The sequence below is a fragment of the Streptomyces sp. NPDC058663 genome (assembly GCF_042716745.1).
Classification (GTDB): domain Bacteria; phylum Actinomycetota; class Actinomycetes; order Streptomycetales; family Streptomycetaceae; genus Streptomyces.
The window spans coordinates 41,534-55,715 of record NZ_JBHXRV010000032.1 but is presented as its reverse complement, the minus strand read 5'-3'; the positions used below and the strand labels follow the sequence as shown (position 1 = coordinate 55,715).

Annotated in this window: 14 protein-coding genes and 1 pseudogene; 9 read left to right on the top strand and 6 right to left on the bottom strand. The window is 70.3% G+C overall.

Annotated features, from left to right (window positions below; genetic code table 11):
- Positions 1 to 259: 259 nt before the first annotated feature.
- Positions 260 to 595 (bottom strand): hypothetical protein, encoded by a 336-nt coding sequence (locus tag ACFWVV_RS23170; RefSeq protein WP_384348597.1) that lies wholly within the window; start codon positions 593 to 595, stop codon positions 260 to 262.
- On the opposite strand from ACFWVV_RS23170, the gene ACFWVV_RS23165 reads away from it, so the two are divergent.
- Positions 594 to 851 carry a hypothetical protein gene (locus ACFWVV_RS23165; RefSeq protein ID WP_384348600.1) on the top strand — a complete coding sequence of 86 codons (258 nt, stop codon included), beginning with the start codon at positions 594 to 596 and terminating at the stop codon, positions 849 to 851. The genes ACFWVV_RS23170 and ACFWVV_RS23165 overlap by 2 nt on opposite strands.
- A 58-nt stretch (positions 852 to 909) precedes the next feature.
- Here ACFWVV_RS23165 and ACFWVV_RS23160 read toward each other — a convergent pair whose 3' ends face one another.
- The gene (locus ACFWVV_RS23160; RefSeq protein WP_187065105.1) at positions 910 to 1,539 is read right to left on the bottom strand and encodes a class I SAM-dependent methyltransferase; all 630 of its coding nucleotides are present in this window, start codon (positions 1,537 to 1,539) and stop codon (positions 910 to 912) included.
- A 195-nt stretch (positions 1,540 to 1,734) separates the two neighbouring features.
- On the opposite strand from ACFWVV_RS23160, the gene ACFWVV_RS23155 reads away from it, so the two are divergent.
- Positions 1,735 to 2,322, top strand: coding sequence for a hypothetical protein (locus ACFWVV_RS23155; RefSeq protein ID WP_384348603.1), 588 nt, complete (start codon positions 1,735 to 1,737; stop codon positions 2,320 to 2,322).
- Positions 2,323 to 2,480: 158 nt separating this feature from the next.
- Positions 2,481 to 3,200 (top strand): leucine-rich repeat domain-containing protein, encoded by a 720-nt coding sequence (locus tag ACFWVV_RS23150; protein WP_384348607.1) that lies wholly within the window; start codon positions 2,481 to 2,483, stop codon positions 3,198 to 3,200.
- A gap of 55 nt (positions 3,201 to 3,255) precedes the next feature.
- Here ACFWVV_RS23150 and ACFWVV_RS23145 read toward each other — a convergent pair whose 3' ends face one another.
- On the bottom strand, positions 3,256 to 3,654 hold the full coding sequence (locus ACFWVV_RS23145; protein ID WP_384348609.1) for a hypothetical protein: 399 nt from the start codon (positions 3,652 to 3,654) through the stop codon (positions 3,256 to 3,258).
- Positions 3,655 to 3,796: 142 nt separating this feature from the next.
- Positions 3,797 to 4,570 (bottom strand): S1 family peptidase, encoded by a 774-nt coding sequence (locus ACFWVV_RS23140; RefSeq protein ID WP_384348611.1) that lies wholly within the window; start codon positions 4,568 to 4,570, stop codon positions 3,797 to 3,799.
- 431 nt (positions 4,571 to 5,001) lie between these two features.
- Here ACFWVV_RS23140 and ACFWVV_RS23135 point away from each other — a divergent pair.
- From ACFWVV_RS23135 to ACFWVV_RS23120, 4 genes and pseudogenes are all read left to right on the top strand, one after another.
- Positions 5,002 to 5,970 (top strand): annotated as a pseudogene (locus tag ACFWVV_RS23135) (histidinol-phosphate aminotransferase family protein); the annotation flags it as partial.
- Between the two features lie 20 nt (positions 5,971 to 5,990).
- Entirely contained in the window at positions 5,991 to 6,773 is a 783-nt protein-coding gene (locus ACFWVV_RS23130; protein ID WP_384348614.1) for a phosphatidate cytidylyltransferase, read from the top strand.
- 76 nt (positions 6,774 to 6,849) lie between these two features.
- Positions 6,850 to 7,080, top strand: coding sequence for a hypothetical protein (locus ACFWVV_RS23125; protein ID WP_384348617.1), 231 nt, complete (start codon positions 6,850 to 6,852; stop codon positions 7,078 to 7,080).
- A gap of 184 nt (positions 7,081 to 7,264) precedes the next feature.
- Complete coding sequence (locus ACFWVV_RS23120) at positions 7,265 to 7,789, top strand: ATP-binding protein (protein WP_384348620.1); 525 nt, start codon at positions 7,265 to 7,267, stop codon at positions 7,787 to 7,789.
- A gap of 139 nt (positions 7,790 to 7,928) precedes the next feature.
- On the opposite strand, the gene ACFWVV_RS23115 is transcribed toward ACFWVV_RS23120, so the two are convergent.
- Positions 7,929 to 8,345, bottom strand: coding sequence for a hypothetical protein (locus ACFWVV_RS23115; protein WP_384348623.1), 417 nt, complete (start codon positions 8,343 to 8,345; stop codon positions 7,929 to 7,931).
- A gap of 627 nt (positions 8,346 to 8,972) precedes the next feature.
- Between ACFWVV_RS23115 and ACFWVV_RS23110 the strand changes: the two genes are divergently transcribed.
- Together ACFWVV_RS23110 and nhaA are read left to right on the top strand one after the other, a co-directional pair.
- Positions 8,973 to 10,529 carry an alanine/glycine:cation symporter family protein gene (locus tag ACFWVV_RS23110; protein WP_384348626.1) on the top strand — a complete coding sequence of 519 codons (1,557 nt, stop codon included), beginning with the start codon at positions 8,973 to 8,975 and terminating at the stop codon, positions 10,527 to 10,529.
- 274 nt (positions 10,530 to 10,803) lie between these two features.
- Positions 10,804 to 12,141, top strand: a complete 1,338-nt coding sequence (gene nhaA / locus ACFWVV_RS23105) for a Na+/H+ antiporter NhaA (protein ID WP_384348629.1) — start codon at positions 10,804 to 10,806, stop codon at positions 12,139 to 12,141.
- Here the strand turns inward: nhaA and ACFWVV_RS23100 are convergent.
- Entirely contained in the window at positions 12,138 to 14,105 is a 1,968-nt protein-coding gene (locus ACFWVV_RS23100; protein ID WP_384348632.1) for an NAD-binding protein, read from the bottom strand. The genes nhaA and ACFWVV_RS23100 overlap by 4 nt on opposite strands.
- Between the last annotated feature and the right edge of the window lie 77 nt (positions 14,106 to 14,182).

Below are 14,182 nucleotides of genomic sequence, written 5' to 3'. Positions count from 1 at the left end.
ACGGGAAAGACGTCACCAGGGCCGAGATACGCGCCGACAACGCGAGCGCACTGCGAGACCGTCCTGCGGGTCTTCTACGACTTCCACCTCTCCGAGGGAACCGGCCCGATCCTGAACCCGTTTCCACTGGATCGCTCCCGGCGCCATGGCAGGGCACACGCTCACCACAACCCTGACGAGCGGTTTCGCCACGAACGGCAGGGCCGCTACCGGCCGGCCATCCCCAAGCGAGCGCCTCGGCGGATCCCCGACGCGATGTTCAACGCGCTCTTCGCCGCGCTGAAGCACGACCGTGATCGACGCCATCCGCAGCGGCCTTCCCCCGCACATCGCGCAGGTCATCGCCGGGCACACCAGCATCAACACGACCATGGGATACAACGCCATCTACCCCGGCGAGGCCATCGAAGCCCATCGCGCATTCATCGCCCGGCGCCGAACGCTCCGGCCCAGCGAGGAGTACCGAACCCCCACCAACGAAGAATGGGATGCCTTCCTCGGGCACTTCGAGCGACGCAAACTGTCCATCGGAATCTGCGCTCGCGCATTCGGAACGCCCTGCATCCACGAACACGCGTGTATTCGATTTCTCCATGCTCCGACCGGACCCGGATCAGAGACACCGCCTCGTCGAGATCCGCGACAACCTGATCGCCCGAATCACCGAAGCAGAACAGGAGGGATGGCTCGGTGAGATCGAAGGACTCCAAGTCAGCCTCGCCAGCGCAGAGGAGAAGCTCATCCAGCTCGATACAGAGCAAGTCCGTCAACGCCAAGTGATCAATCTCGGCATGCCCAGTTTCAGCCAGATCGCGACACGAATCAGTACGGCAAGAGGACCTTCAAGTTAGACGAGCTTCATCCACGCGGATGATCTACACCACCCTGACCCAGGCCACGGGCCACGCTCTACGGGCGGCGGGCCAGCAAGTGAGTGTCGAGGAAACCACGCTCGGACGCTGGGTCATGGAGCAACCGAGCAACTGTGACGAGTCCGGCCCCGGTCAGCATCGCGGCAAACTGCTCCGCCGGCCAGCTATAGGCGGGCGCCACCTTGTGGTCGAAGCGGACCGGCTTCGGTCCCTCGGTCCCGAAGAAGGACACCAGGAGCAGGCCCCCTGGTGCCAGGACACGCACCTGCTCGGCGAGCAGCACGGGCAATTCCTCAGGTGGAGTATGGATCATCGAGTAGTGGGCCAGCACTCCGCCGAGCGCGCCGTCCTCGACCGGCAGGGCCTCCATTCGCGCTTCGTCGAACCGCAGCGCCGGATGGGCCCGCCGAGCGTGGTCGACCATGGCCGGGGAGAGGTCGAGCCCGAAGGCGTCCAGCCCCAAGTCGTGCAGCATGGCCGTCAGATGACCGGGCCCGCACCCGACGTCGGCTGCCCGCAGGTTCCCCGTGGCACGCACGAGCTCGGCGAAGGTACCGATCATGTTCCGCGCGAACGGCTGCGTCTCCAGCCGATTAGCGAACATCGACGCGTAAAGGTCGACGACCCCGTCATAGGCCGCCCTAGTCTCGTCCTGGTGGCTTAACACGGGAAAGAAACTAACACCTTCGCCGGTCGCAGCCGTTCTCCGGCCCTTCCCCTCAGGACTGATCGTCCCCTCACCTGGTCACGGGACACCCTCGGTAGTCCAGAGAAGAATTCGACGTCGTCCAGGCGTCTGCCCTGCCCGGGGGTGCCTCGGGGTGCCTGCGGTGACCTGCGCGGCGGCGGATAGCGTGCGGGTATGGCGATGACGGGGAAGCGGCGGATCCTGTACCGGCAGGGCACCGGATTCTGGCGGATGACGGCGAAGTGGGTACTGGTCTTCGGGGTGCTGTACCTGCTGGACGGCGGGCTGCTCCGGACGTGGGGCGACGCCCTGGTCCTGCCGATGATCGGGATCCTGCTGTGGGTGCCGTTCGGGATCGGCGTCGTCTGGTACCCGAAGAAGGACCAGCGGGTCGAGCTGACGTCGAGTGAGCTGCGGGTACGGCGCAAGAGGTTGCCGATGGAGAAGGTGAACCTGTTGCACGTGGCGCGGCTCTGGCTGGAGGGGCACTCGACCGCGGACGGGCAGCCGGTGCAGGAGTGGCCGCGGTACGACCGCGTGGTGTGGGTGCCGCTGCGGGACGGCCGGGCGTTCGGCGTGGAATTCCGCGACCCGGCCGCGTTCGCCAAGGTCTTCGGAGCCTTCGCGGTGGAGGCGTGCGGGGGGCCCGACATCGTCCGGGCGAGGGCCGCGAGGGAGACCTACCCGGAACCGCACCCGGTGCGGCCCCGCCCCGCGGACAGCGAGGGCTCGTGGCTGGATGCCCTGGACATCTTCGGCTGAGAGCCGGAGACGCACGGAGCGGGGGGGCCGGGGGCGGGGTATGCCGAACCGGGGTGCGGCAACCGGTCGCGCCTGGCCTCTCACCAACGTCGCCACCCACTCGTGAGGGCTGCGGCGAGAAGGGAGGCTTCGGACCGCGGGACAAAGGCGGGAGAGTCGTGCAGCACACACTGAACCTGTGGCGTCAGGAACTCGGGGAGGTGCCCGAAGAGGTCTGGCGACAGTCGGACCTCCGCGTGCTGATCCTCGCCGATACGGGACTCACCACGCTGCCGCCGGGGATCGGGCGTCTCCAGCGCCTGAGGACCATGGACCTCGGTCACAACGCGCTCACGGCGGTTCCTGAGGAGCTGGGAAACCTGCTGGACCTCAGTGGATGCCTCTACCTCCATGACAATCAGCTGGCCCATCTCCCGCAAACATTGGGCAAGTTGACCCGGTTGCGATACCTCAACGTCGGCGAGAACGTACTCACTGCTCTCCCCGAGTCCCTCGGAGAGATGCGGAGCCTCGTCGAACTCAGGGCCGAACACAACCGGCTGACGGAGCTGCCCGACTCTCTGGGCCGGCTTCCTCGGCTGCGCGAACTCTGGTTGCGGGGAAACGCGATCGCGCACTTGCCTGCGTCGACCGCCGCTCTGCACGAACTCCGCCACCTGGACCTGCGGGACAACTCGGTGGCCGAGGTCCCGGCGTGCCTGGCCGGCCTCCCGCGACTGCGCCACCTCGATCTGCGCGGCAACCGCCTCCGCCAACTTCCGGACTGGCTCCGCCTGATGCCCTCGCTGGAGAAACTGGATCTGCGGTGGAACGACATCGATCCGTCGCTGCCGCTGCTGGAGGAACTGGAGCGACGGGGCTGCGTGGTGTGGTCGTGACCGTCAGGGCGCTGCCCGGCCGGGCCGCCCGCTCTCCCGGAGACCCGCCAGAAGCTCAACTCGCGGCGCTGTCACCGCCCGTCGCTGGATGGGCGAGCAGTTGGGAGACCCGTTGGGGCGAGACGTGGAGGACGCGGGCGATGTCCCGGCCGGTCATGCCCTGATCCTTGAGTGCCGATGCGGTTCGTCGGAGTTCCGCCGCGGCCTGGAGTTGGGCCCTGTGGGCGTCCACGGTTGCCTGAGTCGCCGCCTTGACGCGCCGGTTGAGCTCGGGGCCAAGATCGAAGCTGACTTGGACACCGTGCTCCGCCCCGGATACGCCCGCGGCTTTCATGAGTACACGCCCGCACTCGGCCGCCTCACTCAGGCGGCGCACGTAGGCCGGCGGGAGGCCGTCCATTTCGAGCATCCACCCGTCCTCGGTCCGGTGAGCCACGATCCTGGGCAAATCCATTGTCCACACCCTCCTCTGAGCGAGAAAGGAAGGCTAGCCCCTCTGGATAGAAACATCTAGGGGGACTAGGCGGTGACGAGCGCACCGACTCCTCTCCGGCGGGGTCTCCCGGCCAGGCGCCGAACCATCCCTTGACGCGCCCTCAGTTCGTGGGCACGCCCAGTCCTGCCGTAATGGCGGAGGCGCGGGTGAAGATGCTGAAGGGGTAGGTGTCCTCGCAGTAGTGGTTGCCGGAGGAGGTGATGCCGATCAGCTTGCCGCCCGCGATCAGCGGACCGCCGGAGTCACCCGCACAGATGCTGTCCTTGGTGCCGGCGGTGGGCGTCCCGCAGAGCTTGTTCTCGGCGGTCTCCCACGGCTCGGTGAGCGGAGCACAGTCCGCGAGCGGCTTGAGTACCAGTGCGGCCGACTTCAGCCGCACACCGGGGGTGTTGGTCGCGGTGCGGCCCCAGCCCGCCGTGGTCACGGGCGTACCGGACTTGAACAGCGCCTGGTCCTTCGGACCGGCCACCGGCAGGGCCCTGTACGGCATCGGCTTCGCGAGGGTCACCACGGCGGCGTCGTGGTTGAGGGTGCCCACGTCGTACTTCGGGTGCAACTTGATCGACGCGGCCTTCACGACCGTGCCCTTGCCGGTCCGCAGATCGGTCCGCCCACCGACGATCCGCAGCGCACCGGGCTTCAGTCCCTCGTCGACGCAGTGGCCGGCGGTGAGCACCTTGGTCGGGGCGATGAGGGTGCCGCCGCAGAAGTGCTCCCCCTCCGGGGTCTGGAGGGACATCATGTACGGGTGGTCCACGACGGTCGTGCCTTTCCCGCCGTGGATGGCGGCCGCCGGTGTGACACCGGCGACCGTCCCCAGTACGGCGAGGAGCCCGGCGGTGCAGACGCCGGCGGTGGAACGCTTGCTGAGCATGAACACGAGGACTCCCGAGGTAATGCGCGTGGGGTGCGTGATGCGTGGGGCCGCACGTGGTGCTGGCTGTGCGGCGGTGCACCTGTCATGACGGGTGACGGAGGGGCTCGGTTCCGCGGGAGCACCACAAATGATCAATCAGATGCGGTGCGGACCCAGCGCGGGCCGAGGGAAAGTGCGGTCACTCGCGGCAACCCCGCCGGGAGCACGCGGCGTTGCCGGTGGGCACGTACTCAGATACCTGTGCTCATGTACGGGTCCCACGGCACCGGCAAGGTGTCTTCGTGGCGCGGAACTCGGGTGGGACATCGGCGAATGCCCTTTTCCGGCACGGTGGGTTCCGGGCTTCCGCTGCCCCCCGCGTGGCGGGCCCGGCATCCGGTCGGCGTCCCGTCCGCCGCTCCTCCTCCTTCCGCCCGAAAGAGACATGCATGAGTCGCGACCTGCGCATACGAGCTGCCACGCCCGAGGACCTCGGCTGGATCCACGAGTTGAGGCATCGCGTGTACGCCGAGGAGATCGGTCAGCACGCCGCGCGAGCGGACCGGCGGTTGTACGACGCGCTGGACGGCGAGAACGTCTACCTCGTCGCGGCCCGCGGACCGGTCCGCATCGGCTTCGTCAGCCTGACCCCGCCGTGGCTGGGACGGTACGGCCTGGACAAGTACCTGACGCGCGACGAACTGCCGCTGCTTTCCGAGGGGGGCGCCTTCGAGGTACGCATCCTCACCGTGGAGCCCCGCTGGCGGAGCACCGCCGTGGCGCCTCTCCTGATGTACGCGGCCCTGCGCTGGATCTCCTCCCGGGGAGGACGCACGGTCGTGGCGATGGGACGCAGCGAACTGCTCGGCATGTACCTGGCGGCCGGTCTGCGGCCCGTCGGGCGCACCGTCCGCAGTTGCTGGGCGGTGGCATTCGAGGTGCTCACGGGCGAGGTCGCCGCGCTGACCCAGGTGGCAGCCACCCGGTTCCGTACCGTTGTGGAGCGGTTCGGCTCCGTCGTCGACTGGCAGTTGGACATGGAGGGGACGCCGGGGCCGGACGGCTGTGAACACGGCGGCGCCTCCTTCACCGCTGTCGGTACGGACTTCCGCACCCTGCACCGGCGCCACGAGGTCGTCGCCGCCGACGTGCTGGACGCCTGGTTCCCGCCCGCTCCCGGTGCGAGTGCGGCGCTCGCGGAAGACCCGGCCTGGTCCGCCAGGACCTCGCCTCCCACCGGCGCCGAGGGCCTGCTGGCGGAGATCGCGCAGTCGCGGGCGCTGCCGGTGGAGACGCTCGTGGCAGGGGCCGGCTCGTCGGACCTGATCTTCAGGGCGTTCGGCCGGTGGCTGACCCCGGAGAGCAGGGTGCTGCTGCTGGACCCGGGGTACGGCGAGTACGCCCATGTCACCGAGCGCGGATCGGCGTCGCCTCCTACGTGCCCTTCCTGGCCGGGGCCCTGGCACTCGGCGGGATCGCCGCGGCCATCTCCGGGCGCCGCGAACTGCTGGTCCGCTGGTGCTGCTGGGCGGTCGCGGTGCCCCTGGTCGTCGGGGCGTTCTGGTGGGGCGCCCCGGGGGTGACGGCCCTGGCACTCGTGGTCGGCGTGGTCGCGGCGATGGAGTTCGGCGGGCTGATGGGCCTGTCCCTGCCGGACAGAGCGGTACTGTCCGCCGGCGTCTCCGGCGTGGTGCTGACCTCCTGGCTGGCGCCCGGGCAGGAGGTGCGGGCGGTGGCGGTCGGCGCGCTGGCCGTCGCCGCGGTCCCGTTGCTGGGCGGTGACTCCGCCCACGGGCTGCGCCGGCTCGGGGCGGGCCTGCTCGGGCTGGTCTGGCTGAGCGTGCTCGCCGCGCTGGCACCGCTCGGCGCGACCGCGCTCGCCCTGTTCGTCGCTGTCTCGGTGGGCGACGTCGTCGCGTACGTGGCCGGTCCACGGCTGGGCGGGCCGCGGTTGTCACCGCTGTCTCCGGCCAAGCGGTGGAGCGGAACCCTCTGCGGCGCCGCTGCCGCCCTCGGTGTGCTCGCCGCGCTGTCCGCGCTGAGCCTGCCGACGGCGGTCGCGGTGGCGGTCGGCGCCCCGGCGGGGGACCTCCTCGAATCCATGGTCAAACGGGGAGCACAGGCGAAGGACTCCGCTCACTGGCTGGCGGGTTCCGGGGGCCTGCTCGACCGCATCGACTCTCTCCTCCTCGCCCTGGCCGTCCTTCTCCTCCTGCGCTGACGCAGAGGTTCGGGCGATCGGGTGATCGTTCGGGAGCCCCGCGTACCCACACGGCCAGAGGGCCGTTAGAAGGACCATGACACTTCCCGAAGCCCCTGACGTTTCCCCTGCCCGCACCTCCGACTCCACGGCCGTTCCCGCCGCCCTGCTCAGTCCGGACGAGGCCCACGACCTCCTGCGGCTGCTCCAGATGGTCGCTGCCGAAGGTGACGAACTCGCCGAGGAGGCGGCCTGGTTCGCCGGCCTGCTCGCCGACCGCCTCCCGCCCGAGGTGTCCGCTCCCGCCCCGGACTTCCCGACGCAGTAAGGGGCGGAGGTTCGACCGGAAGCATCCGCCGGTGCCGGAGTGCGGAGGCCGGCGGATGCTGGGCCCCCGGGGTACGGCACGGCGCGGGTCACCGGCGACGCAGCTCGGCACGGTGCCCCCCCAGGTCCTTCGCGCGTACGCGGCCGCAACGGGCCTCGGATCCCAGCCAGTAGCATCGGGGCCCATGATCGTGTGGCTCAACGGCACCCATGGGGCGGGCAAGACGACGACCGCTGCACTCGTGCAGCAACTGATCCCGGATTCGCGGGTGTTCGACGCCGAGAAGGTCGGCGAGACACTCATGGACATCACGCCCGGGCTGCCCGGGACGGACAACTTCCAGCACTGGCCGCCGTGGCGGCCGCTCGTGGTCGAGACCGCCCGCCGCGTACTCGAGTACACCGGCGGCACCCTGGTGATGCCCATGACCGTGCTGGTCGAGCAGTACTGGCGCGAGATCAGTGCGGGCCTTGCACAACATGCCATTCCGGTTTGGCACTTCGTTCTCCATGCCGATCAGGAGACGCTCCGGGGACGCATCGCGGGGGACACGGTCCTCGGCCCGAACTCCCCCTTCCGGCTCAGCCACCTGGAGCCCTACGCCGAGGCGGCCCGTACCTGGCTGCACGGCGAGGCCGAGGTCGTCGACACCACACACCTCACGCCTGCCCAGGCGGCCCGGCAGATCGCTGGGGCCGTCACGAGTTGATACCCGTCGGGCCGTGCCGTAACAGGGGGTCCGGCGGCCTCCAGGCAGGTGGTCCGGCGGCCTCCAGGCAGGTGGTCCGACGTCGTCCGGGGCGGCGCGTTGAACCTCTGCGCACACGCCGCCCCCGCCGGTGTGGCCGTCAGTCCTCGGTGGCGCGCAGTGCCAGGTGCTGGAGCGCGGCGAAGGTGACGATGGTGAGGGCCTGTGCCGGGATCCACACGGTCCCGGCGGGGGTGGCGTCGAACCAGGCGAACAGGGCGACGAGGCTCGCCACCGACCAGGCGAGGTTGGACTCGATCACCACCTTGACGGCAAGAACCGGCGGCCGTCTCCGGGCAGCCAGGGAGCCGACCCCGGCGCCGAACAGCACCAGGAATGCCCCGAGCCCGAGCAGGAGGCCGGAGTCCACCCCGAGCAGCCGCCCGAGGGGGCCGGAGGCGGCGACGTAGGCCAAGCCGTTGGCGGTGGTGGTGACGGCGTCGAGGGCGAGGAAGCGGCGCAGCAGGGTGACGGGCTCGCTGCTGCGGCCGAGGGCGGTGAGGAAAGTCGCGGACATGGCTGTTCGTCCTCCGGCGTGTGGCGGTGCGCGCTGAGTGCGCTGATCGTGGCCCGGGTCCTGGCCGCGGTGCGGTGGCGGGCCCCGGTACCGCAACTTTGCCGGGCGGCGCGGCAGGGGTCGATTACCCCTCAGGTAATCGAGGTCCCCGCCCCTCGGCCGGGCCGGGCTCGTCCCGCGGGGGCTTGGATTTCGACGTATCGGCCGTCCCCGCCGGAGGGGGAGGCTGCTGCTGGGGCGCGAGCATCTATTTCCGGCCTTGGGGCCACTCCGTTTCCGGCCCTGGGGCCATTCCGTCGCTCCGCGTTGATGTCCGATAACCGAACCGGACTGTTCGCATAACAGTCAGGTACCGCTCACTCCGTTTTCGGAAGTTCCCGGCGAGTATGTGAGGTGCATCACTAAAGATCAGGTAAAGCGCGTGGTAAAACTACGCAACTCCGCAGGTGGCGCCCGCTCGCCACCCATGGTGGGTCGGTCCCCAAAAGCCGACTTCATGACCGGGAGTGACGTTCCGAGTCCACGGAGCGGTCCCGGTCGCCGATCGGACAACGGCGTTCGCTCATTCCCCCTTCTCTCCCGACGCATCCCCCGTGCGTCGGAATCGCGCCACGCGAGGGAGCCACAGTGTCACTCGACTCCATCACCGATTCCGTTGACGCAGCAGTCAGCGGATTCTTCGAGCCCATAGCCGAATGGCTCGGGAACGTCGTCTTCTATGCCGTCCCCGTCGGGGGCGCGGAGCTCCCGCTCATCGTCGCCTGGCTCGTCCTCGCCGGCCTGGTGTTCACCGGGTGGTTCGGGTTCGTCCAGATCCGCAAGTTCCGCCTCGCCGTCGATGTCGTGCGGGGCAAGTACGACGAGAAGGGGGCTGCCGGAGAGGTCAGCCACTTCCAGGCGATGACCGCCGCGGTCTCCGGCACGGTGGGCCTCGGCAACATCGCGGGCGTGGCCGTCGCCGTCTCCATCGGTGGTCCCGGCGCCACCTTCTGGATGATCCTGTGCGGCCTGCTGGGCATGGCCACCAAGTTCGTCGAGGTCACCCTCGGCGTGAAGTACCGCGAGGTGCACGCGGACGGCACCGTCTCCGGCGGCCCGATGCACTACCTGCCCAAGGGCCTGGCCGAACGCTTCGGCAAGAAGGGCAAGACGCTCGGCAAGGTCCTGGCGGTCCTCGCGTCCGTCATGATCCTGTTCTTCGGTCTCTTCGGCGGCAACCTCTTCCAGGTCAACCAGTCCTACGCGCAGCTGGTCTCCGTCACCGGCGGTGAGGACGGCCTGATGGGCTCCTCCGCCGGCGCCCTGTTCTTCGGCATCGTGGTGGCCGCACTCGTCGGCATCGTGCTGCTGGGCGGCATCCGCTCCATCGCCAACGTCACCAGCAAGCTCGTGCCGGCCATGGCCGGCATCTACATCGTCGCCTGCCTGACCGTCATCCTGGTCCACGTCACCGCTGTCCCTGCCGCCATCGGCTCCATCATCGAGGGAGCCTTCAACCCCCAGGGAGTGGCGGGCGGTGTACTCGGCGCGCTGATCATCGGTTTCAAGCGGGCCGCGTTCTCCAACGAGGCCGGTCTCGGCTCCGCGCCGATCGCGCACTCCGCGGTCAAGACCAAGCACCCCGCCAGCGAGGGCCTCGTCTCCCTGCTGGAGCCGTTCATCGACACCGTCGTCATCTGCACGATGACCGCGCTGACCATCGTCATCGCCAACCCCGCCAGCTGGGGCGAGGCACGCAAGGACCAGTCGGTCGGCGGCGTCACCATCACGTCCGACGCCTTCGCCACGGTGCTGCCCTGGTTCCCGTACATCCTCACCGTCGCGGTCATGCTGTTCGCCATCTCGACCGTGCTGACGTGGGGCTACTACGGGCTCAAGGCGTGGACGTACCTCTTCGGACGGAGCAGGGCCAGCGAGCTGACCTACAAGGTCGTCTACACCCTGTTCGCCATCGCGGGGTCGTTGCTCACCCTGCAGACGCTCATCGACATGGCCGACGCCGTGCTCTTCATGCTCGCCGTCATCAACATCGTGGGCCTGTACCTGCTGGCCCCGGTCGTCAAGCGCGAGCTGAACTCCTTCCTGGAGTTCGTCCGCGCCCGCAAGGCGGGGGAGCTCACCGAGGACGAGACCGAGGCCGCGGCCGCGGTCGCGGACGAGCACGTGGTCCTGGACAAGCGGTGAAGCAGGGCCGCTGACCGCCTGATACGGCCGTCCCACCCCCAGGGTCCGTGGGCACCTCGCACCGCCGCCGCCCACGGACCCTCTGCCCTGCCCCCGGCCACGTTCCAGCAGGTGGAACCCCACCTGGCAACCCGACCGCCCGGCACATACGGTGTAAAGAACGCGTCAAGGGACCGCCCCCCGGCGGCCCCACCGACGCGCGGTGTGCCGGGAAACCCGGTCGGCGTCCGAGGGTACGTATGCCCTGAAGCCGGCGAACCGGAGGACCTCCCTCATGGCTGACTCACCCCGCGAACGTCCGCCCTTCCTCGGCCTGCTGCCCCTGCCGGAGCGCACCGCGGTGGCCCGGGCCCTGCGGACGGAGACAACGGGCGGGCTGGTGCTGCTCTCGGCCGCCGTCGTCGCACTGGTCTGGGCCAACACGCCCTGGAGCGGCGCCTACGAGGCGATACGCGAATTCTCCTTCGGGATACCGGCGCTCGGCCTCGACCTCACCGTGGGCCACTGGGCCTCCGACGGCCTGCTCACCCTCTTTTTCCTCGTCGCGGGCACGGAGCTGAAGCGCGAACTCGTCGTCGGCGAGCTGCGCACTCCCGCCACGGCGGCCCTGCCGGTGATCGCCGCGGTCTGCGGAATGGCGGTACCCGCCGCGCTGTACGTCCTCACGGCGTCGGCCGGCGGTGGAAGCCCGGCGGGCTGGGCCGTGCCGATGGCCACCGACATCGCCTTCGCGCTCGCCGTGCTGGCGGTCCTCAGCACCCATCTGCCGGCCGCACTGCGCGCGTTCCTGCTCACGCTGGCCGTCGTCGACGACCTGGGTGCGATCCTCATCATCGCGGTCTTCTTCACCGACGACCTGAACCTCGTGGCGCTCGGCGGGGCGTTCGCGGGACTGTTCGTCCTCTACCTGCTGCAGCGTTTCCGCGTGCGCGGCTGGTGGTGGTACCTCCCGCTCGGCGTCGCCATCTGGGCGCTGATGTACAACGGGGGCGTCCACGCCACCGTCGCCGGAGTCGCCATCGGGCTGATCCTGCGCACCACGCGCGACAAGGGCGAGCGGGCCTCCCCCGCGGAGCGCACCTCCCACCTGCTCCACCCCGTCTCGGCGGGCGTCGCGGTGCCGTTGTTCGCCCTGTTCGCCGCCGGGGTGGGCGTCTCGGCCGCTTCGCTGGGCGAGGTGTTCACCCGGCCGGAGCCGCTGGGCGTGGTGCTGGGGCTGGTGCTCGGCAAGACCCTGGGGATCTTCGTCGGCACCTACCTCGCCGCCCGCTTCACCCGGGCCCGGCTCAACCCCGACCTGGCGTGGGCCGATGTCTTCGCGCTGGCCGTACTCGCCGGAATCGGCTTCACGGTCGCCCTGCTGATCGGCGAACTCGCCTTCCCCGACCCCACCGCCGCCGAGCACATCAAGACAGCGGTCCTGGTCGGCTCCCTGATCGCCGTGGCCATGGCCGCACTCCTCCTCAGGCGCCGCAACGGGATCTACCGCCGTCTGTACGAGGAGGAGAACCGTGACGACGACCACGACGGCATCCCCGACATCTACCAGCGGACGGGGCCCGCGGGCAGTGACCCGGAGGGGGCGGCGACACCGCGCCGTGCCGGGTCCTAGGTGGCGTCCCGCACGTCGTCCCGGCGTGCGGTAGGGGCCGGACGGCCCAGGAGCTGGGCGAGACCGCTGCGGGTCGCGGCCAGAACCACCCGGTCCTCGCGGCGCAGCACGTAGCCGGGGTGCAGGTTCCAGACCAGTTCCGGAACGCCCTCGGAGTCCTCCGCGCCGTTCGGGGAGGCGAGGTCGGGGACACGGCGGGAGGCGTCGCTGGGGTCGAGCGCCAGGACGCGCCAGGCTCCCGCGCGGAACGCCTCGGCCACGGTACGGCCCTCGAGCTGAGGGAGCCCGGCGACTTCGAGTGCGGCGAACAGCAGCACGCGCCGTTCGACGGAGATGGCACCCAGTACGTGGCGGCCCATCATCGCCCCGGCGAAAGAAGGGGCCGCCAGGGTGGACACGCTGCGGCTGCGGGTGAGCGCCCTGGGGTGGGCGGTGCGCAGGGTGCGGTAGACGGCGGTGGCGAAGTCGTCGTCGTACAGCCGCAGGGCCGCCCGCAGGTCGGGCTTGACGGTACGGGCGTACAGCACGGCTTCGAGGTTCGTGGTGTCGGAGCTGGTCAGGGCGAGCAGGGCGTGCGCGCGGTGGGTTTTGGCTGCTTCGAGTACGCCTTCCTCGGTGACGTCTCCGAGGACGACGGGCACCCGCAGGCGGCGGGCCAGTGCGATGCCGCGGGCCTGCGGGTCGGATTCGACGCACACGACCGGGATGCCGACGTCCCGCAGCCGTACGAGCACCCGGGTGCCGATCTTGCCCAGGCCCAGCAGGACGACGTGCCCGGACAGCCCGCGCGGCGGCCGGCGGAGCAGGGAGCTGTTGCGGAAGGTGCCGAGGGCTTCCAGGACCCCGGCCACCAGGAGGGGCAGCAGGAGCAGGCCGACGAAGCCGGAGAGGATCTGCAGGAGCTGACGGCCCGCGGATTCGTCGACCGCGGGCTCGTTGATGGCGAAGATGTCGAGGAGCGTCAGGTAGGCGGCGTGCAGCGGGTGGTCTGCGGTGATCTGCCAGGAGGCCAGGGTCAGGGCGAGGACGGCGGCGAGGGCGCCGGCGAGCGACCACCGGAACCGGCGGGAGAACAGTTCACCCAGGGGCATGCCCCTGCTGGTGGCCCGGCGGGTGGAGCGGGCGGGGCCGGTGTGGGTGATGGCCTCCAGCACTATGGTCCCGCGGCCTGCCGCCGCGGTCACCGACCGTGCGTCGGGCAGGAGTTGGGGGGCGTCGCCGCCGCTGCTGTCCGAGCCTTCCGCGCCTGCCGGGTCGTGTGTGGTGGAGGAGAGCAGAGCCAGGGTGCACAGCCCCGGATCGGCGACCTCGCCGCGGCGCGGCGGGGTGCGTTCCACGGCGCGCAGCAGCAGTCCGCCCGCGTGCACGATCTTGCTGGTGCCCGCCACGGCGGTCGCCGCCAGCGCGGGGGCGGCGGTGTCGGCGTCGGACAGCACGGTGGTCGAGGCGTCGAGTGCCGCCGGGTCCAGGTCGGGTGCGGCGACGGCGGCCGCCTGGTCGAGCAGCTCCTCCAGGTGCTGGCCGAGCTTGCGGTTGTACAGCCGGATCACCAGCCGCAGCCGTGGGTTGAGGCGCCGGGCGGTCAGTGCGGCGCGGATGTTGGTCTCGTCGTCGTCATGGACGAGCGCCAGTGCGTCCGCCTCCGTCGCCCCCGCGGCCCGCAGCGACTCCTCGTCCAGTGGCGCGGCCCGTACGACGCGCACCCCTTCGGCGGCCTGCGTGGCGAGGCTTCCGCGGCCGAACGCGGCGGTCACCCGGCCGACGAACGCGGGGACCCGTCTCGGGTCGTCCCGGTCCGCTTCCGCACCTCGTGGCCCCGGCGGGACCACGAGGGTCACCCGCTCCGCGTAGATCCTGTGCAGCTCGGTGGCGAGCCGGTAGCCCAGCGCGTCGTCCCCGCAGACGACCATCGAGGTGCCCCGCCCGGCGGCCGACGCTCCGGGCTGTTGGTTGGGTACGGACATACGGCTTCGACAACTCCCCCGGTCGGCATGGGCCTTGTACTCAAGACCTCACTCGCCCATGATCGCCCGCCACGGCG